This is a genomic window from Halosolutus sp. DAT137, from assembly GCF_059736405.1.
Map to the genome: position 1 here is coordinate 1 of NZ_JCAQID010000003.1, position 19,281 is coordinate 19,281.

Sequence of the window (19,281 nt, forward strand, 5' to 3'; positions counted from 1 at the left end):
TCGACCGGTTTTCGATTCGAGAACTGAGGGGTTCGACCGGTTTTCGATTCGAGAACTGAGGGGTTCGACCGGTTTTCGATTCGAGAACTGAGGGGTTCGACCGGTTTTCGATTCGAGAACTGAGGGGTTCGACCGGTTTTCGATTCGAGAACTAACAGATTCGACTGATTCGAGAACTAACGGAATCGATCGATCATAACTGTCGCCGTGTGACGAAAACGGCCGCGGTGAGTCCAGTCGTCGTGGCACCCACAACACCGACGGCTCCGATCGCTGCCGATCCCGATCCGCCCGGCCCGGCGCTTGCGATCGAGGGTGATGGCGTGACGATTCCGCCGAGAATCGAATCGAAGGTCAGGCGGACATGGCCGAGATACGGAACGCGGAACATCGCTTTCCCGGTGACCCAGTCGGGTTTGACGATGTCGGTTCTGGCACCGCCCCGGTGTTGGTCGTACCCTCTGTTGGCGTCACCTTTCGTCACGAAGCCGTCGTGGTCGGCCGGGCAGGTTCGGACCTCCGCACAACTCGCACCGCCGAGGTACTCGTCGTCGGCCGTGTCGACCCAGTTTTCGCCCTCTTCGACCCAGAAATGTGCCCGGTGGATGACCGGCGTTCGCTGCTCGCTCCCGTCGGGTCTGAAGACGATCACGTCTCCGGCGTTGCCGAACTTCTCGTGGCCGTTCGTCTCGCCGTTCTCGAGGGGGACGACGCCCGTTCCGTCGGCGGGATCGTCACCGACGAATCGACCGTCGTCGACGACGAAAATAAGATCACCGCGTTCCATGTTCGGCTCCATGCTCCCGCTTTCGACGGCGACCAGCGGCGGCCAGATTCCACTCAGACCGAACAACAGGAGGCCGATAAGCGCGACGACGGCGACGCTGCTCAGAACGTCGCGAGCGACGACGACGGTTCCGTCGTCGGTTTTCAACAACCAGCGAACGATCCCGTCGTCTTCGATCGTCACAGCGGGGTCATCCGACGCGCCGCGATCGGAGGACTTGCCGTCCGAATGGGATCGCATCGCGCGATCGTCAGTCACACTCCCGGCATCACGATGGGTTCGGTTCCGAGGGTCGTCGTCTCCTATGTTCGGGCCGTCGGTCGGGCGTACCGAGATCTCGTCTCCATCCGTCTCGTCCGGAGTATCGGCCTCCCCTGACGGCGAGGTGTCGCGATGACCTGCGTCGTCACCGGATCGATCGTCGACGGAATCTCCGGAGTCGGGACCGCTCATCGTCCGGTGTTTTGCTACGGCCAGCAATCAACCTTCTGCTCGAATCAGTTCTGACCGCTGCGTTCTGTCCGGATCGGTCTCTTGGTTGGGGATCCGCTATACTTTTTATCGCAGTCCCGAATGCAGTGTCTGTGCCACTCGAGGGTCCCGCTCGGATTGTTGGCGAACTCACCAGCCGCGGATACAACGCCGAACGCGAGGCCGTGACGCGTATCGCTTCCGCGGAGGATCCTCACGCAGTCCTCGGGCGGATTCTCGAGACGCTGTCGGAGGATGCTCTCGTCGTGACGACCGACCACGTTGACACCGCACTCGACGCGAGTCAACAGCCTGAATCGTCGTTGACACCCGAACCGAAGGCGATCGCAGACGAAGCGGAAAACGAGGCTGCAAACGATCTCGCGGAGGGGGGTGCAAACGATCTCGCGGAGGGGACAGCAGCCTCCGGATCCTCGTCGGCGGAGGCGACACTGACGCCGTCGGACCCCGACCCTACTACTCGAGGCGGTGGTGAAGGCGGCGAAGCCCACTCTGGCGACGCTTCTGACTCGATCGAGACGGGTCGGTCTGCTACTGTCCCCTCTGGGCAAGACCCCTCTATTTCAACTGGAAACACCCCTCCATCGTCGGGCGAACTTGGGAATCGATCTCCAGGTGAAACGAAGGGGTACTCGGCGGCCGATCGATCGGTCGATCCAGCGTTGCGCTCACTCGAGATCAGCAACGACATGACCGGCCAGAGTACGGGAACCGGCGAGTACACAGACTTCGTGTCGGTATTTCGGGACCGACTCGATCGGCTGGGATCCAGTCTCAGGGGGCGAGTAAACCACCGGCCGGCGACGGCGATCCAGTCGATGCCCGGCGGCAGCGAGGCCGCGATGGTCGGACTGGTTAACGACGTTCGTTCGACGGCGAGCGGTCACTGGCTGATCGAACTCGAGGATGCGACCGGGACGTTTCCGTGGCTCGTAATGAAAGATCGGGAGTACGCCGACCTCGTCGAAGAACTGCTCTGTGATGAGGTGCTAGCGATGGAGGGGACGCTGGCAGATGACTCCGGAATCGCCTTCGTCGATTCGATGTACTTCCCGGACGTTCCCCGGACGCACGAGCCGTCGACGGCGGATCGCCACGTTCAGGCGGCGCTCATCAGCGATGTTCACGTCGGAAGTCAGGAGTTTATGCACGACGCCTGGAATCGATTTGCCGACTGGCTCCACAGCGAGGCGGGCGAACGCGTCGAATACCTGCTGCTCGCGGGCGACATGGTCGAGGGTGTCGGCGTCTATCCGGACCAGGACGAGGAACTCGATATCGTCGACATCTACGACCAATATGAGGCGTTCAACGAGCACCTGAAACAGATTCCCGGCGACATCGAGGTCGTCATGATCCCCGGCAATCACGACGCGGTGCGACTCGCCGAACCCCAGCCCGGCTTCGATGAGAACCTTCGGGAGATCATGTCAGCCCACGATCCACAGATCGTGAGTAACCCGTCGACGGTGACGATCGAGGGCGTTTCGGTGCTGATGTACCACGGCGTCAGCCTCGACGAAGTGATCGCGGAACTCCCCGAGGAGAAAGCGAGCTACGACGAACCCCACAAAGCGATGTACCAGCTGCTGAAGAAACGCCATGTCGCGCCCCAGTTCGGGGGCCACACCCGACTCGCGCCTGAAGAAAAGGATTACCTCGTCATTGACAAGGTACCCGACATTTTTCACACCGGCCACGTCCACAAACTCGGGTTCGGAAAATACCACAACGTCCTCGCGATCAACTCGGGCTGCTGGCAGTCACAGACCGACTTTCAGAAGAGCGTCAATATCGACCCCGACGCCGGGTTCGCCCCGATCGTCGATCTCGACACGCTCGACGTGACGGTCCAGAAGTTCAGTTGATAGTCGTATCTTCTGTTCGATCCACCGCGCAGACGTCCGACCTCGCTACGGATCGATCGTCACGTCGAACCCGTCGTCGGTGAGCGAAATCGTCACGTCGCGGATCGCGGGCCGGTAGACCTTGCAGTGGTTGCCGTCTCGACGGACCCGTGTTTTCGACACGATCAGCGAGGCGTCCTCGAGTCGGTTCAGCCGACGGTAAATCGTCACTTTCGAGCTACGACATCGCTCGGTGAGTTCGGCTGCCGTCGCGTGACCGTCGCTGAGCGCAGTGAGAATCTCTCGTGTGTAGTCGGTGAGAACGCGCTCCGATCGTTTCGACACAAGCTGTGACGCTGCGAATTGCTCTCCGGCCTCTCTGGACGCGAGTTGTGAGCGGACCTACGGTTCCAGTCGAAACCGAACGGTCTGTGCGCCGTTGAATCGGGGGCCGCGACCCTGTTTCTCGAAGCCGAGGTCCTCGGCGGCCCGTTCGACCCGGTCTGTATCCGGGGTCGCCAGTATCTCGACGGCCATCGACTCCCGTTCGGCGAACCGGACCGGCTCGGCGAGCAACCGCTTGCAGGCCTCGGCCGTCCCGTCTAGCTGGGTGACGTGGACCGTATCCTCTCGCGCGTCGAAGCTGATGAATCCGAGAAGGTCTTCCGGATCGGACCCGTCATACTGGGACTGGGACGTGCCGACGTCTTCGTTCGGGTCGCGTGGCCCGTCTTCAGCGACGCGCACCGTCCGATCGTGGACGAGATTCCGCATCACGTCCGTCGGGGAGTTCGCGATCGACGCGAGGGCGTCGGCGTCGGCTTCGAGTGCATCCCGTACGTTCATTTGCGTGTGGTAATGCTACCCACGATTATAAATCCCGCCCGCAGTTCCCGCCTGACGGGCGATCACGATTCGGTGTCAGTTCGTTCGCTCGGCTGTGACAGTTGGTTGCAGTTCGGTTCGATTCCCTCGCGGACGATGGGACACAGTTATTTGCTCGCTCTGGTAACGAACTGGCATATGAGCCACGCCACAGGTACGCGACCGAACGCTATCTATTCCGAGGTGCGACGATGCGCGTTGTAGCCAAGTTCGGCGGCACGAGTCTCGGCAGCGGCGATCGAATCAACCGGGCGGCCGACTCGATCGCCGCGGCCGTCGAGGACGGCCACGAGATTGCCGTCGTCGCGAGCGCGATGGGATCGACCACCGACGAACTGCTCGACGAGATCACCTTCGAGACGGACGACGCCGATCGGGCACAGATCGTCAGCATGGGCGAGCGGACCTCCGTCCGGATGCTCAAAGCGGCGCTTTCAGCCCGGGGTATCGACGCGACGTTCCTCGAACCTGGAAGCGAGGACTGGCCGGTCGTCACTGACGAGTACGGCGAGGTCAACGTCGAGGAGACCCAGCGACGCGCCGGGGAAGTCGCTGCAGAACTCGACGAAACGGTGCCAGTTATCACCGGATTCCTCGCGGAAGGTCCGGATGGCTCGATCACCACCCTTGGCCGCGGCGGCAGCGACACCACCGCGGTGATGATGGGCAAGTACATGGACGCCGACGAGGTCGTCATCGTGACCGACGTCGAGGGCGTCATGACCGGCGATCCCAACGTTGTCGAAGGGGCGCGAAACGTCGGTGAGATTTCGGTCGACGAACTGCGGAACCTCTCGTTTCGCGGGGCCGAGGTCGTCGCTCCCTCCGCATTGTCGTACAAGGACGGTAAACTCGACGTTCGCGTCGTCCACTACCAGCACGGAGACTTGCTGTCGGGCGGGACCAGCATCGAAGGCGAGTTCCAGAATCTCGTCGACCTCCGCGAGCGTCCGCTGGCCTGTCTCACCGTCGCCGGCCGGGCGATCCGCAACCAGCCCGGCGTCTTCCACCACCTCTCGAAGTCGCTCAGCGAGAGCGACGTCAACATCGACGCCGTCGCGAGCGGTCTCGACACCGTGACGTTCTACATCGACGAGGAGGAAGCCGAACGCGCAGAGAACATCCTTCATCGCGAAGTTATCGCACGAGACGAACTCTCGAGCGTCACCGTCGACGAACCGATGGCCGTCGTCCGCGTGACGGGCGGCGAACTCCCGAACCAGCCGGGCGTCGTCAGCGACATCGTCAACCCGCTTGCCGACGCGCGCATCAACGTTCAGGACATCATCACGAGCGCGACCAGCGTCGCCATCTTCGTCGACTGGGACGATCGAGAGGAGACGCTCGAACTGACCCAGCACCTGTTCTAACGGCGATCTGACGGCTCCTCGATCGACCGCTCGAGGGCCGGAGACGCCGATCGACCGTCGACATACGCCTTCGAACTCGGAGGTGTGCTACCGACCGACGATGACACGTCGAGCGCGATCGGTGACCGACGGTTCCGGGGCCGGTTCGGCGGAGCCGCCGAGACGTTCTTTCGCGAGCGATCGCAAGAACGAAGGGTGGTCGGCGGAGCCACCCGTCAGCCAGTTCGGAAGCTGTGATTCTAGTTCGGCCTGTTTTTGGGCTTTAATCCGACCGTACTGTCGCAAGAGGAGTCCGATTCCCAGATAGAGACCGGCGTCGAACAGTTCCCGTCGGAACCGCTCTCTGTCGTTGCGTACCGCGATCGCTTTGACGAGCGAGAGACCGCCGATCGCGAGGTAGAGTTTCGAACTCCGCGAGGGATCGCCGCGTAGCATCCGTTGTAGCGCCATGCGCACCGACGTACCACGTTGCCGGTGATAAAGGTCGCAGGCGGATTCAGATCGTAAACGGACCTTACGCTGGGTGGTCGGTCGTCTCGAGGATTCCGCGGTGGCGCTCGTCGTCGATCGGTTCGATCGTAAACCCGAGGGATTCGTAAAACGGTTTGACTCCGTCGTCGAACCGTGCCGTGAGTCGACCGTCGCGTTCGAGAGCCCGCTCGATCAGCGCGCGGCCGAGTCCGCGCGCCCGGTGGCGACGCCGGACGCCGATCGCGGCGACGTGGCCCCCCCGATCGCGGGGCGCGAGGACGAGCGTACCGAGTATTCGCTCGGAGCCGTCTCGTTCGCTGGCCGCCGCTCTGTCCGTCCCGCCGCGTCGATCGCCGGCGACGAAGACGTCACCGGTTGCGATCCGTTCCTCGACGTCGCCCGGTTCGAGCATCGCCGCGTCGAGGACGCGCCGAACGTCGAGAACGTCGTTGGGGGTCGCGAGACGGACGTACATCAGACTCAGTACGAGCGTCGGTTCGCGCGGACAAACAACGCATCGATTTCGCCCGGCGCGTCGATGTTTTCATGGGGTCTGCTTGCAAATACCTGGATCGTATGAGACGCGCCGCCGTCGGTCGGCACGCAGCGAAGATTCGGTCGGAACTACAGCGTGCGTTCGCGGAGGATCACACGCCAGAGGAGACGGCACGGAGCTTCGCAGTGGGTGCGTTCATCACCATGTTACCGACGCTGGGATTCGGCGTCCTCGTGTTTCTGGTGATCGCGTACCTCTTCGAGTCGGTTAGCAAGATCGCGCTGTTCGCCTCGGTCGTCGTCTTCAATCCGCTCGTGAAGTGGGGCGTCTACGCCTCGAGTTTCACGCTCGGGATGGTTCTCCTCGGCCCGATCGAGGGAATTACGATGGCCGACGTGTCGATGCGCGCGGGCTCGGAGATCGTCGTCCGACTCCTCGTCGGAAACCTGATCCTGGCAGTGATCGCGACCGTCGTCAGCTACGTGGTCGTCTACCGACTCGCCGCCCGGTACGCCGCGACTGAACTCGCCGCGACGATCGACGACGCCGTCGAGGACATCGTCGACGAGGCGCTCGAGCCGTAGTCGGATCGATCGGCCGGCCGTTACTCTCTGGGTGTGAGCTTCCCCGCGAACGTCTGAAAGACGATCACGTCGTCGGGAATGTGGAACGTATCGGTCGCGAACTCGTAGACGTTCTCCGGCGTTTCGGCGTGCCAGATGATGTAGGCGAACTCGCCTTCGACGATCGTTTCCTCCATCGTGATCGAGGCGTCGGGATCGTCGAACTCCTCGAACAGTCCCGTAAACAGCTCTTCGATCTCGTCGAGGCCGCGAAACGTCCCCATGTTGGTGACAACGGTCGATTCGTCGGTGTAGTCGGCCATGACTGCCTCGAGATCCTGAGTCCCGAAGGCGTCGAGGTGGTGGTCCAGAACGGATTCTGTCGAACTCATTGTAATCTCCGCTCGCTCGTCTCCGTCGCCGGCGAGCGTGTTACTCGTTCCACAAGACGGACTATAACGGTTCTGCCGGGGCAGATGGGTTCGACGCGATCGTCGGTGGGGCTGCGATCGGTGATAACCTGCTACGGATCGATTCCCGACGATCCGCCTTTGATCAGTCTCAACACCGTCACGCGCTCGGCTGTCACCGGTTGATCCTCGGGGACGGGACGACCCTCGACGAGGACGCTCACCTCGTGAGGGCTGAGGTCGACCGCTCGAAGCAGATCGGCGTACGTCGGCTCCCGATCGCCTTTCGTCGCCACCGCGTCGAGATCGAACTCGTGGGTATCCTCGCCCTTGATGTCGACGGTGACGTGCATGGTCGTGGTTACGAGCGGGCGTTCTTGAGCGCGTCGGTCGCGCGGTTCGGAGCGAGCGCGGTTCGGAGCGAACGGAGTGAGCGAGAACCGCGGGATGCGAACGGGGAACGAATGTGACCCGTGAGCGAACGGAATGAGCGAGAACCGCGGGATGCGAACGGGGAACGAATGTGACCCGTGAGCGAACGGAGTGAGCGAGAACCGCGGGATGCGAACGGGGAACGAATGTGACCCGTGAGCGAACGGAGTGAGCGAGAACCGCGGGATGCGAACGGGGAACGCAGTGACCCGTGAGCAGAGTGACCGAGAACCGCTGGTAGCGGATCGGACGCCGTCGGGAGCCGCGAGCAGCGACGACTCTCGATCCCGATCGTATACGCAACCGCTTACTCAGCAGCCGGACCGGTAGTGCGAGCCGAGGTGGGAGACTCACCCTGTCGGCGGCGACTGGTGTACAGCCCGATCGAGAGCGCGCCCAGTCCCAGCAGGAAGATCACGAGGTTGAGCAGGCCGCCGACCCAGGGGATCTGGCCGAGGATCGCGCCACCGAGCAGGCCGACGACGAGCGCGAGCCAGCGGTTGTCGAGACCGGCGAACGAGAGCAGCCACGCGGCGACGGCGAACCGGCCGTAGACGACGCCAACCCATACCAGGAGTCCGAACAGGAAGCCGCCGAAGATGCTCACGGGGATGCCGACGATCGTAATCGCGATCGCGATCAGCAGGATGGGGATGCCGACGAGGACGCCCAGGCCCGCAAGCCCGCTTTTGACCGGGTCGCTCGCGACGCGATGGGCGACGCGATCGGAGAAGCGGGGGAACAAGGCGAGCAGGATCGCGCCGAGCAGGAGGTTTACGAGGAAAGCGTAGGCGGCGAAGAGCCACGCCGCGAACGGCTGGACCGTCGGCTCGGTCGCGACACCGAACTGGGATTCCTCGGTGACCTCGCCCGCGACCGCGTCGGTGTTCCCCTCGAGCGTCCCGCCGTAGCGAAGGTCGCCCTCGATCGCCGCGTTCTCTCCCAGCCGGATCGTCTCGGCACCGATCGCGGCGTCTCCCTCGATCGTGCCGTCGATCTCGACGGTGCCAGCGCCCGCCTCGAGCGAACCGCCGATCGTCGCCCCCTCCGCGAGGACGATGTTGCCGCCCGCACCGCTCACGTCGCCGTCGACGGTGCCGGTAATTTCGACGTTACCGGCGACCGCTTCGACGTCGCCACCGACGTCGCCGTCGATGTGGACGTTCCCCGCGAAGGCGCTCACGTCGCCGGTGACGGTGCCGCGGACGATCACGTTCCCGGCGAACGCCTCGACCTCGTCGACCGTCTCGCCCTCCTCGACGACGATCGTGCCACTGACTCCTGACTCCTGTGCCGCGGCGACCGGTACGGCGGTGGCGATCGTTCCGGCGACGATCCCGAGGACGATCGCGATCGTCAGGATCGCCCGGAGCCGTCTCGAGCGTGTCATACCGTTGACTACACGCCCGATCGGCAAAAACGGCTACCGCTCCGATCAGACGCCGTGAGTGTTCGCCAGCGCTGATACTGATGACAACCGAGTCGGGCTACCGATCGCTCAGCCGTACCTTCGGGCGATTTATCTGCCGGCCGCCCCTTGCGGGCGATATGAGCGAGGCCGACGCCGAGGCGGCGGAGCCGACACCCGGCAAGACCGAGGTCTGGATCGAGAAGTACCGGCCGGAACGGCTCGACGAGATCAAGGGCCACGAGAACATCGTCCCGCGACTCAAGCGCTACGTCGAGCAGGACGACCTCCCCCACCTCATGTTTGGGGGGCCGGCCGGTACGGGAAAGACGACCGCTGCTCAGGCGATCGCTCGCGAGGTCTACGGCGACGACTGGCGCGAGAACTTCCTCGAACTCAACGCCTCCGACCAGCGCGGGATCGACGTCGTCCGCGATCGAATCAAGGACTTCGCACGATCGTCCTTCGGCGGCTACGACCACCGCATTATTTTCCTCGACGAGGCAGACGCCCTCACGAGCGACGCGCAGTCAGCACTGCGCCGGACGATGGAGCAGTTCTCGAACAATACTCGATTCATTCTCTCGTGTAACTACTCGAGCCAGATCATCGACCCCATCCAGTCTCGCTGTGCCGTCTTCCGGTTTACCGAACTCTCCGAGGACGCGATCGAGGCCCAGGTGCGCGAAATCGCAGAAACAGAGGGAATCGGCCTGACCGACGACGGCGTCGACGCGCTCGTCTACGCGGCCGACGGCGACATGCGCAAGGCGATCAACGCCCTGCAGGCGGCGGCCGTGATGGGCGAGACGGTCGACGAGGAGACCGTCTTCGCGCTCACCTCGACCGCCCGGCCCGAAGAGGTCGAGGCGATGGTCGAGTACGCGATCGACGGCGACTTCACGGCCGCACGGGCGGCGCTCGAAGATCTGTTGACCGATCGCGGCCTCGCTGGCGGCGACGTGATCGATCAGCTCCACCGATCGGCCTGGCAGTTCGACATCCCCGAACAGGCGACGGTTCAGTTGCTCGAACGGCTGGGCGAAGCCGACTATCGGATCACCGAAGGAGCAAACGAACGCCTCCAGCTCGAGGCGTTGCTGGCCTCGCTGGCGATCGACGATTAGTCGACTTCGCCGTTCGCTTCGCTCCAGTTCGGGTCGAACGCCTCGCATTCGAGTTCGGACTCGGAGTGTTCTGGACCAGATGGCGGACACTCGAGGTCAGACATGACGCGTTCGAGATCGGACAGCGAGCGCTCGAGACCGGGTGCCGGGTCAGAAAACACGTCCTTTTCGTCGACTGCGGCACCGGTGAACTCGATGCGAGTTCCGCCGCCGTCGCGAGCGGCGATCGACACCGACCAGCCGTGTGCCTCGGCGATTCGCCGGACGATCTCGAAGCCGTAGCCGCGCCGGTCGGCGGACTCGGTTCCCGACTCGAGGAGGGCAGCCCGCTCGTCGGCCGGAATGGTGGGACCGTCGTCTGCGACGACGAACCCGTCCGGACAGGTGTCGACGCGGATCGTTGCGGGCTCGGAATCAGTCCCCGCCCTGGAATCGTCGACGCCGGGACCGGCGCTCCGAAACAGGTGCTCGAACACGTCCGTCACCCGTTCTTTGTCCGCCTCGAGCAGTCGATCGTCCTCGACGCGGAGCGTGCGGTCGTCCGGGTCGTTTAGTCGCGCCCAGGCGCGGCGGGCGACGTCCTGCAGAGCGACCGGTTCGACGGTCGCGATCACCTCCCGTCGCCGCGAGAGCTCCGAGAGGGTGTCGATCGTCTCCGCGAGCCGATCGTGGGCGGCTTCGACCTCTACAACGTGGTCGAGATCGTTCGTCTCGCGTGCGACCTCGAGGTAGCCCTGGGCGAGGTTGAGCTGATTGCGAAGCTCGCGATCGACGATTTCCTCGAACGCCGCGAGTTGCTCCTGTCCTGCGTCGAGCACCCGGTCCCGTCGCTTCCGGTCGGTGACGTCTCTGACCGTCGCGAATCCGGTGTTCCGCTCCCGGTCGAGCACGGCGGTCACGAGAATCGTCCGCCGGCCGTCGTCCGTTCGGCAGTGGTCGACGATGTGAAGGGGAGCACCTCCAGCATCTCGATCGTCGGGGACCGTGACTACTTCGGCGATCGCTTCGAGGGCGGGGTGGGTTGTGAGTCGTGTTCCGCGAAGGGAGTCGGGATCGTCACCGAAGACGCGCTCGAAAGCCGTATTGGCGTCTCGGACGAGGAGGTCCTCCGCGTTGTCGATTGCGAACCGGATTGCGGGGTCGGGGACGGCCTCGAGCAACGTCGAGAGCCGATCCCGGTCGGGCCCAGCGCGTGTGTTCGAATCCGCATTTGCGCCGTTTGCACCCGCGTTCTCCGCTCGCGTGACCGGTCCGATCGGGATCGGGTCGGACTCGGTTCCGTCGGCTCTCGCGTCCGGCGGGTCGTGGCACACCCATCGAATTTCGTCTGCGAGGTGTGGCGTGGCTCGATCGCCGTCTCGGCGGACGTAGCCGTCGATACCGTCGGTTCCGCGAGCGGTCGTCGGGCCGTACGCCGCTTCAGTGTAGAGCACCAGCGGGGTGGTCTCGCAGGCGTCGATCACGTCGAGCAGGTGTGCACCCGCCGTGGTCGTGGGCGTCCCGGAGAACACAACGCAGTCGGCCGCCGGCGCGCGCTCGCGGACCGTTTCGATCGCGGTTGCCGGCACGGCGACGAGCGCCGCCGTCGTTCGTTCTAGTGCCGCTGCTCCCGAGGCGGCCTCGGATTCGGTTGCCGCGACGTAGAGAACGATATCGGTCATTCGAGACGGGGGGCAGCGGGTTTTCGTCCAAACAGCCAGCAAACAGGGTTAAGTAGGTACCGGTGAACTCAGACCCTGAGTCGCAACTGTCGCTTAGATTCTGAGCCGCAACCGCGGAGACGATCGCAACGTGCGTGTATTCTGAAGAAAGTCAGGTGGGCGGAACTGTCGGAGATACCGCCGCGGTTCGGCCGCTGTTGGTCGAAAATGCGACTGTCGATCGGCCGAAATAGGCGTTGCGGAACTGTTTTACCCGCTGGCTGGCCAAACAGGTACAATGAGTGAACTGGCGGAGGAATACCGCCTCGAGTACTTCGAGGTGGAAGGATTCGAGCGAAAGGAGTGTCCCGACTGCGGGTCGCACTTCTGGACGCGCGATCACGATCGAGAAACCTGTGGGGAGCCGCCGTGTGCGGAGTACGATTTCATCGACGACCCCGGGTTTGCCGAGGAGTACAGTCTGGCGGAGATGCGCGAGGCGTTCCTCTCGTTTTTCGAAGACCACGGCCACGAGCGGATCGACCCCTACCCCGTCGCGGCGAACCGCTGGCGCGACGACGTTCTGCTGACGCAGGCGTCGATCTACGACTTCCAGCCGCTCGTGACGAGCGGCGAGACGCCGCCGCCGGCGAACCCGCTGACCATTTCCCAGCCGTGCATCCGAATGCAGGACATCGACAACGTCGGGAAGACGGGTCGACACACGATGGCCTTCGAGATGATGGCCCACCACGCGTTCAACGTGCGCGAGGACGCCGACGACGAGTACGCCTACGAGGGCGAGGTGTACTGGAAAGACCGAACCGTCGAACTCTGCGACGACCTGCTCGACTCCCTGGGCGCGGACATCACCGAGGTCACCTACATCGAAGACCCGTGGGTCGGCGGCGGCAACGCCGGGCCGGCGATCGAGGTCATCTACAAGGGCCTCGAACTCGCCACCCTCGTCTTCATGTGCATGGAGCAAGACCCCGACGGCGAGTACGAACTCAAAGACGGGAACCGCTACTCCTACATGGACACCTACGTCGTCGACACGGGCTACGGCTTAGAACGGTGGACCTGGATGAGCCAGGGAACGGCGACGGTCTACGAGGCGATCTACCCCGAGATGATCTCGTTCCTGAAAGACAACGCCGGGATCGAGTACACCGACGAGGAGACCGAACTCGTCAGCCGCGCCGCCCGACTGTCGGGCCAACTCGACATCGACGACGTCGACGACGTCGAAGCCGCCCGCGACGATCTCGCCGCCCAACTCGGCGTCTCGACCGACGAACTCCGAACGCTGGTCGAACCGTTGGAGGATATTTACGCGATCGCAGACCACTGCCGCACACTCGCCTACATGCTCGGTGATGGCATCGTCCCCTCGAACGTCGGCACGGGCTATCTCGCCCGAATGGTGCTCCGGCGCACGAAGCGCCTCTGTGACAACGTCGGCGTCGACGCGCCGCTCGACGAACTCGTCGATATGCAGGCCGAGCGCCTGGCGTACGAGAACCGCGATACCATTCGCGACATCGTCCGGACCGAGGTCGAAAAGTACCGCGAAACGCTCGAACGAGGCGGCCGCCGAGTCGAGAGCCTCGCGGAGGAGTACGCCGAGAAGGACGAGCCGATTCCGACCGAGGAGCTGATCGAACTCTACGACTCCCACGGCATTCAGCCGGATATGGTCGCGGAAATCGCCGCGGAAGTCGGTGCCGAGGTCGACGTTCCGGACGATTTCTACAGCCTCGTCGCGGAACGCCAGGAGACACCCGAGGCCGCCGAGACGGCGAATCAGGAGGAAGACGAACGTTTCGGTGACCTCCCGGAAACGGAGAAACTCTACTACGACGACCAACAGCGAACCCAGTTCGAGGCCGTGGTGCTCGACGTGTTCGAGCGCGAGGACGGCTACGACGTCGTCCTCGATCAGACGATGTTCTACCCCGAAGGCGGAGGACAGCCCGCCGACACGGGGACGCTCTCGACCGACGACACCACCGTCGGGGTCACGGACGTTCAGATCGAAGGCGGCGTCGTCCGCCACCGAACGGACGAGAACCCCGGCAAGGGTGAGTTCGTCAACGGACAGGTCGACGCTACCCGCCGCCGCCAGCTTATGCGCCACCACACGGCGACCCACATCGTCGTCCACGCCGCTCGACAGGTCCTCGGCGACCACATCCGCCAGGCCGGTGCCCAGAAGGGCGTCGACTCTTCCCGGATCGATGTGCGCCACTACCAGCGGATCGATCGCGAGGATGTCAAACGGATCGAGCACCTCGCCAACGAAATCGTCATGGAGAACACGACGGTCACCCAGGAATGGCCCGACCGCCACGACGCCGAGGCCGAACACGGCTTCGATCTCTACCAGGGCGGCATTCCGCCGGGCGAGCAGATCCGGCTGATCTACGTCGACGACGACGTTCAGGCCTGTGGCGGCACGCACGTGGCCCGGACGGGCGACGTGGGCGCGATCAAGGTGCTCAACGCCGAGCGCATCCAGGACGGCGTCGAACGCCTCACCTTCGCGGCCGGCGAGGCCGCGATCGAGGCGACTCAGCGCACCGAAGACGCCCTCTACGAGACGGCCGAGGTTCTCGACGTCGCCCCCGAGGAAGTGCCCGAGACCGCCGAACGGTTCTTCGAGGAGTGGAAAGGCCGGGGCAAGCAGATCGACGACCTGAAAGAACAGCTCGCGGCCGCCCGCGCCGGCGGCGGTGGCGGCGGCGAGGAGGTCGAGGTCGGGGAGACGACGGCGATCGTCGACCGGATCGACGCCGATATGGACGAACTCCGCGCGACGGCGAACGCGCTCGTCGAAGAGGGAACGATCGCCGTCCTCGGCAGCGGCGAGAGCGGTGCGCAGTTCGTGGTCGCCGTCCCCGACGGTGTCGGGGTCAACGCCGGCGAGGTCGTCGGTGAACTCGCCGCGAAAGTCGGCGGCGGCGGTGGCGGCCCGCCGGACTTCGCCCAGGGCGGCGGTCCCAACGTCGACGATCTGGACGACGCGCTCGAGGACGCCCCCGACGTGTTGCGACAGGTTCTGGACGCCTGATCATGTGACAGATTTTGGACGCCTGATCGTGCTGTAGGTCGCCCTTCGACTCACCGACTCCACCCTTGCGTACCGAATTCGATCGAGACCGTCGCGTTCTTTTCCCAGCCCCTGCGTCTGTACCAGTATGCCCACCGCAACGAACGGCTCCGTTTTGCTGTACTACGATCGCGACGGGAGCGGTGACCCCGTCGTGTTCGTCCCCGAGGCCGGCCTCGGCGGCTGGTCCTGGGGATGGCAACACGCGGCCGTCGCCGGTCCCTACGAGGCGATCGCCTGGGACCTCCGGGGAACGGGACGATCGGACGCGCCGCCGGGACCCTACACAATGGACACGCTCGTCGACGATCTGGAGGCGGTACTCTCGGACTGCGAGATTCGGCGTGCCCACCTCGTCGCCTGCGGGCTCGGCGGTGCTGTCGCGCTCGTGGCGGCCCGAACCACGAACCGGGTCGAGACGCTCACGCTGTTTGGAACCACTGCCCGCGGCGAGGCGTTCGATCTCGAACCCCTGTTTGCCCCGCCGGACGATCGCGAGGCGCTTCGCGACTCGCTTTCGGCGGCGTTCTCCTCCGCGTTCCGCGACGCTCAGCCGGAGGTCTGTGACGGCATCGTCGACTGGCGGGCGGACGGCGACGCCGCCCGCGAGGGTTGGGACGCACAGGTCGCCGCACTCGACGGATTCGACGCGACCGACTGGCTCGTCGAGGTGACCCAGCCGGCGCGGGTCTTCCACGGGACAGACGACGAACTCGTTCCACCGGCTGCCGGTCGTGACCTCGCACGGGGACTTCCACGAGGCGAATTCGTCGAACTCGACGACGCGGGTCACCTGGCGTCTATCGAGCACTCGCGGACGGTCAACGATCGACTCCTCGGGTTTCTCGACGCTCATACCGACGAGGACTGAGCGGGGCGAACCGAGCCCTCGTACACTGTGGTCGACTCCTTTCGAGGATCGATCGCCGAGTTCTACCCTATGTGCGTGCCAGCCTGTGCCCGGGTATAACGTCTCTGCGAGTGGAAGTCACACTCGTGACGCTCTCGATCGCTCGCCGGGCCGATCGCTTTCCCGACCGAACTGCGATCATCGATATTTCCGAAGAACGGCGTTACGCACCTGCCAAAACCGTCCACGAGGATCGCGTCTCGTATCGGGAGCTCGACGCGTTCGTCACCCACTTCGCGACCCGACTCGCGGCGATCGGTATTGAGGCCGGCGACACCCTCTGTTTCGTCTCGAGAAATCGCGTCGCCTCGCTCGCGCTCCTCTTTGCGTGCCGTCGACTGGGGGCGACGTTCGCCCCGATCTCACACCGGCTGACGCCCGCGACGGTCGAACGGCCCTTCGCCGCTCTCGACCCCGATCTGGTGGTTTTCGAGGCCGCCCAGCGCGATCTGGTTCGATCGATTCCGTACGATCGATCGGTGGCGCTCGCGGAACTGCTCGAGGACACAGCCGAACCTGGCGACCGTCCTGCGGACGCCTCCGGAGACGAGAACCTGAAAGCGTCCGTCCCGCTGCTTGCGCTCCACGGCGAGTCCGGGCGTCCGGTGGCCGGGTTCTCGGCCCAGGCAGTCGAGTGGAACTGCATCACGGCCGCCGTGACGTGGGGACTCTCCGACGACGACACGGCGATCGTCTGTTCCCCGCTCTCGACGCCCGACGGGTTGTTCCGGGTCGCGCTGCCGGTTCTCTATGTCGGCGGCACCCCCGTGCTCGATCGCGCCTTCGATCCGGGCGACGCGCTGGCTGCGATCGACGCGTACGCGATAACGACGCTCGCCTGCAGAACGGCGGCGATTCGGGCGCTCGCGGCCGAGGACGGCTTCGCCGCGATCGCCGGCCTGAGGCGGGTGATCTGTGACGAGTCCACGCCGGGGGGCCTCCTGGAGGCCTACGTGGACCGCGGCGTTCCGGCCGGTCGCGCTTACGGCCGCCTCGAGTGTCCGATCGCGCTGGCCCACTCGATCGCCACGCAGCGGTCGGTCGAGACGGACCCTGTGGGGGCGTCTTCCGTCCCGGACGCGGGTGTCGGCCGTCCCGTTCCGGACTGTCGCGCTCGCCTCGTCGACGACGGAGGGACGGTTCTCGAGGGGCCGGCCGAGGGTCGTCTCCAACTGGCCGGGCCGGTGCTCGCGGCCGGCTACGTTGACGCCAGCGATCCCTCCGGAGGCGATCGATCCGACTCCCGTACCGGAGATCGGGAGGGAGACCCCTCGTCGGCGGAACGCGCAACACTCGCCGGTATCGATCGCAGCCGATTCGCCGGAGGCTGGTTCGACACGAACGAGACGTTTCGTCGAACCGAGGACGGAACCTTCGTTCCGCGATGACCGCACTGGCGTGGAGATCGTTTCTGCCGCGGTCGTGTCCGGCTCGTTCGCCCGCTAGTTCTGATGATCGCGATCAACTCGACTCGTCCGCCGCCCCATCGACAACTGTGTTCACAACGGCGGTCTCCTCGCCCCGTAGGGGCGTCCACGGTTGCGGCAACGACCGATCGCGACGGAAGGTCTATTTATATCGAGCGGGGAGTAGCACAGGATGAGTCAGCTTCGGATCGCCGTCCTCAACGCGGCCCAGGAGGACGCGAACACGACACGAAACTTCCGGCGCGAACTCGACGCCTCGCTGGCCGAGTTCGACGTCACTGACGGGACCGTTCCCGACGGCTTCGAGTTCGACGGCGCCGTCGTCACGGGATCGCGAACGTCGATCTACTGGAACGAGGAGTGGATGCAACGCACCAAGACGTGGGTGCGCGAGGCGATCGATCGCGGAATTCCGTTCCTCGGCGTCTGTTGGGGCCACCAGTTGCTTGCGGACGTTCTCGGCGGCACCGTCGCAGATATGGGTGTCTACGAGGTCGGTTACAGTTCGATCGAGCAGGTCTCGGAGACGCGACTGTTCGCGGGGATCGATCGGGAGTTTACGGCCTTTACGAGCCACTCCGACGAGGTGGCAACGCTGCCGCCGGGCGCGGAACCCCTCGCGGAAAACGAGTACTCGAATCACGGCTTTCGCAAGGACCGTGTCTTCGGTGTCCAGTTTCACCCCGAGTACGATACGAAAACCGCCCGCGAGCTCGTCCACCGAAAGGACCTCTCCGACGATCGACGCCGATCGGTCCTCGACGAGATTACCGACGAAAACTATCAGCGGGCCTCCGAGGCGAAACAGGTCTTCGAGAATTTCGTCGAATTCGTCCGCGAGGTGACGGCGGTGGACGACGGTGTCGCGATCGGTGCGGATACCGTTGATTCTTCGACGGGCGTCGGTTGTTCTGACTAACGTCATCTTTTGAGCGGCCGATTTCGGCTGATGAGAGCGATTTTCGCCGATCGCGCCGAATCGGTGCTATAGTAACGACTGAAACGATTCACACCCGATCGCAAGAGGGCTCTGTGATCGGGTGTGCATTGATTTTCAGCGGCTAGTATACCTGGTAGAAACGTTTACTGTTCTACTGGCCGTAGAACGCGCATGGCGACCTCCGTAAAGATGGACGAACATACGAAGGACCGTCTCGAGCGCTTACAGGCGGAAATAAAACTCGAGACAGGCCGAAAGGTGACCCAACAGGAATTGCTCGAACGGCTAGTCGATACTGCCTACGAGTCACGAGCCGAGTTTATCGATTCGTTCCGTGACGAATGGAATGGACTGTCTGAAAACGAGATCGATCGGCTGCTCTCAGGGACCGTTTCATCCGGGAATCCGATCGACGAAGACGAGATTGACGACGCACTGTACGGTGACGACGTCGAATGAGTCTGTTCATCGATACTGGGGTCTTCTATGCGCTCCACGATCGCGATGCGCCACGCCACAGTGTCGCCCGCCGAGCGGTCCATCGAGTCAGCGCCGGTGAATACGGCCGTCTCTTTACGAGCGAATACGTCTACGACGAAACCGTGACGCTGGTTCGCCAGCGTACCGGTCGATTCAGTGCATCGAAACAAGCCGGCGATCGAATACGGGGCTGTGATCCATTTCCGAACGCGTTCGAGTTGCTCTACGTCACCGAATCGCTCTTCAATCGAACGCTCGAAACGTTCGAACGGTACGAGAACCATTCACTCAGTTTCACCGATGCAAATTCGATAGCGCTCGTGGATGCGTACGATATCGGTGCTGTACTCAGCTTCGATGATGATTTCGATGGGATCGTCGATCGGGTCGATCCCGAACACGTTTCGGCGTGAACCGGTCGTCAAGATGAGACTCTCCCGTTGGATCACGACGTTGCAGCACCCGGAAAACCCGGCATTGAATT

The 19,281-nt window shown here is 64.0% G+C and carries 19 protein-coding genes; 10 read left to right on the forward strand and 9 right to left on the reverse strand.

Annotated features, from left to right (window positions below):
- Window positions 1-193: 193 nt before the first annotated feature.
- Window positions 194-1,240, reverse strand: a complete 1,047-nt coding sequence (locus AC6I6L_RS07410) for a S24/S26 family peptidase (RefSeq protein ID WP_497917106.1) — start codon at window positions 1,238-1,240, stop codon at window positions 194-196.
- Window positions 1,241-1,371: 131 nt separating this feature from the next.
- Between AC6I6L_RS07410 and AC6I6L_RS07415 the strand changes: the two genes are divergently transcribed.
- Window positions 1,372-3,147 carry a DNA-directed DNA polymerase II small subunit gene (locus AC6I6L_RS07415; protein ID WP_497917107.1) on the forward strand — a complete coding sequence of 592 codons (1,776 nt, stop codon included), beginning with the start codon at window positions 1,372-1,374 and terminating at the stop codon, window positions 3,145-3,147.
- A gap of 45 nt (window positions 3,148-3,192) precedes the next feature.
- Here the strand turns inward: AC6I6L_RS07415 and AC6I6L_RS07420 are convergent, their stop codons facing one another.
- Entirely contained in the window at window positions 3,193-3,471 is a 279-nt protein-coding gene (locus AC6I6L_RS07420) for an ArsR/SmtB family transcription factor (RefSeq protein ID WP_497917108.1), read from the reverse strand.
- A 57-nt stretch (window positions 3,472-3,528) separates the two neighbouring features.
- A complete protein-coding gene (locus AC6I6L_RS07425) occupies window positions 3,529-3,972 on the reverse strand; it encodes a hypothetical protein (RefSeq protein WP_497917109.1) in 444 nt (147 codons plus the stop codon).
- A 230-nt stretch (window positions 3,973-4,202) separates the two neighbouring features.
- On the opposite strand from AC6I6L_RS07425, the gene AC6I6L_RS07430 reads away from it, so the two are divergent.
- On the forward strand, window positions 4,203-5,381 hold the full coding sequence (locus tag AC6I6L_RS07430) for an aspartate kinase (protein WP_497917110.1): 1,179 nt from the start codon (window positions 4,203-4,205) through the stop codon (window positions 5,379-5,381).
- Between the two features lie 87 nt (window positions 5,382-5,468).
- On the opposite strand, the gene AC6I6L_RS07435 is transcribed toward AC6I6L_RS07430, so the two are convergent.
- The gene (locus AC6I6L_RS07435; RefSeq protein ID WP_497917111.1) at window positions 5,469-5,831 is read right to left on the reverse strand and encodes a hypothetical protein; all 363 of its coding nucleotides are present in this window, start codon (window positions 5,829-5,831) and stop codon (window positions 5,469-5,471) included.
- A gap of 64 nt (window positions 5,832-5,895) precedes the next feature.
- Window positions 5,896-6,327 carry a GNAT family N-acetyltransferase gene (locus AC6I6L_RS07440; RefSeq protein WP_497917112.1) on the reverse strand — a complete coding sequence of 144 codons (432 nt, stop codon included), beginning with the start codon at window positions 6,325-6,327 and terminating at the stop codon, window positions 5,896-5,898.
- Window positions 6,328-6,428: 101 nt separating this feature from the next.
- Between AC6I6L_RS07440 and AC6I6L_RS07445 the strand changes: the two genes are divergently transcribed.
- A complete protein-coding gene (locus AC6I6L_RS07445; protein ID WP_497917113.1) occupies window positions 6,429-6,932 on the forward strand; it encodes a DUF2062 domain-containing protein in 504 nt (167 codons plus the stop codon).
- Between the two features lie 20 nt (window positions 6,933-6,952).
- On the opposite strand, the gene AC6I6L_RS07450 is transcribed toward AC6I6L_RS07445, so the two are convergent.
- The 3 genes from AC6I6L_RS07450 to AC6I6L_RS07460 form a co-directional block, all read right to left on the reverse strand.
- Entirely contained in the window at window positions 6,953-7,303 is a 351-nt protein-coding gene (locus AC6I6L_RS07450; RefSeq protein ID WP_497917114.1) for a nuclear transport factor 2 family protein, read from the reverse strand.
- Window positions 7,304-7,434: 131 nt separating this feature from the next.
- Window positions 7,435-7,674, reverse strand: a complete 240-nt coding sequence (gene samp2 / locus AC6I6L_RS07455; protein ID WP_497917115.1) for a ubiquitin-like small modifier protein SAMP2 — start codon at window positions 7,672-7,674, stop codon at window positions 7,435-7,437.
- Window positions 7,675-8,060: 386 nt separating this feature from the next.
- Window positions 8,061-9,143: a bactofilin family protein gene (locus AC6I6L_RS07460; RefSeq protein ID WP_497917116.1), complete on the reverse strand. Its 1,083-nt coding sequence runs from the start codon at window positions 9,141-9,143 to the stop codon at window positions 8,061-8,063.
- Window positions 9,144-9,301: 158 nt separating this feature from the next.
- On the opposite strand from AC6I6L_RS07460, the gene AC6I6L_RS07465 reads away from it, so the two are divergent.
- The gene (locus AC6I6L_RS07465) at window positions 9,302-10,288 is read left to right on the forward strand and encodes a replication factor C small subunit (protein ID WP_497917117.1); all 987 of its coding nucleotides are present in this window, start codon (window positions 9,302-9,304) and stop codon (window positions 10,286-10,288) included.
- On the opposite strand, the gene AC6I6L_RS07470 is transcribed toward AC6I6L_RS07465, so the two are convergent.
- Window positions 10,285-11,949: a sensor histidine kinase gene (locus AC6I6L_RS07470; protein WP_497917118.1), complete on the reverse strand. Its 1,665-nt coding sequence runs from the start codon at window positions 11,947-11,949 to the stop codon at window positions 10,285-10,287. The two genes, AC6I6L_RS07465 and AC6I6L_RS07470, sit on opposite strands and share 4 nt — an antisense overlap.
- 277 nt (window positions 11,950-12,226) lie before the next feature.
- On the opposite strand from AC6I6L_RS07470, the gene alaS reads away from it, so the two are divergent.
- From alaS to AC6I6L_RS07500, 6 genes are all read left to right on the forward strand, one after another.
- Window positions 12,227-15,001 (forward strand): alanine--tRNA ligase, encoded by a 2,775-nt coding sequence (alaS, locus tag AC6I6L_RS07475; protein WP_497917119.1) that lies wholly within the window; start codon window positions 12,227-12,229, stop codon window positions 14,999-15,001.
- A 127-nt stretch (window positions 15,002-15,128) separates the two neighbouring features.
- Window positions 15,129-15,911, forward strand: coding sequence for an alpha/beta fold hydrolase (locus AC6I6L_RS07480; protein WP_497917120.1), 783 nt, complete (start codon window positions 15,129-15,131; stop codon window positions 15,909-15,911).
- A gap of 110 nt (window positions 15,912-16,021) precedes the next feature.
- Entirely contained in the window at window positions 16,022-17,338 is a 1,317-nt protein-coding gene (locus AC6I6L_RS07485; RefSeq protein WP_497917121.1) for an AMP-binding protein, read from the forward strand.
- Between the two features lie 211 nt (window positions 17,339-17,549).
- The gene (locus AC6I6L_RS07490) at window positions 17,550-18,296 is read left to right on the forward strand and encodes a type 1 glutamine amidotransferase (protein ID WP_497917122.1); all 747 of its coding nucleotides are present in this window, start codon (window positions 17,550-17,552) and stop codon (window positions 18,294-18,296) included.
- Window positions 18,297-18,488: 192 nt separating this feature from the next.
- On the forward strand, window positions 18,489-18,776 hold the full coding sequence (locus AC6I6L_RS07495; RefSeq protein ID WP_497917123.1) for a hypothetical protein: 288 nt from the start codon (window positions 18,489-18,491) through the stop codon (window positions 18,774-18,776).
- Complete coding sequence (locus AC6I6L_RS07500) at window positions 18,773-19,210, forward strand: type II toxin-antitoxin system VapC family toxin (RefSeq protein ID WP_497917124.1); 438 nt, start codon at window positions 18,773-18,775, stop codon at window positions 19,208-19,210. Before AC6I6L_RS07495 ends, AC6I6L_RS07500 begins: the two co-directional genes overlap by 4 nt.
- Window positions 19,211-19,281 lie beyond the last annotated feature (71 nt).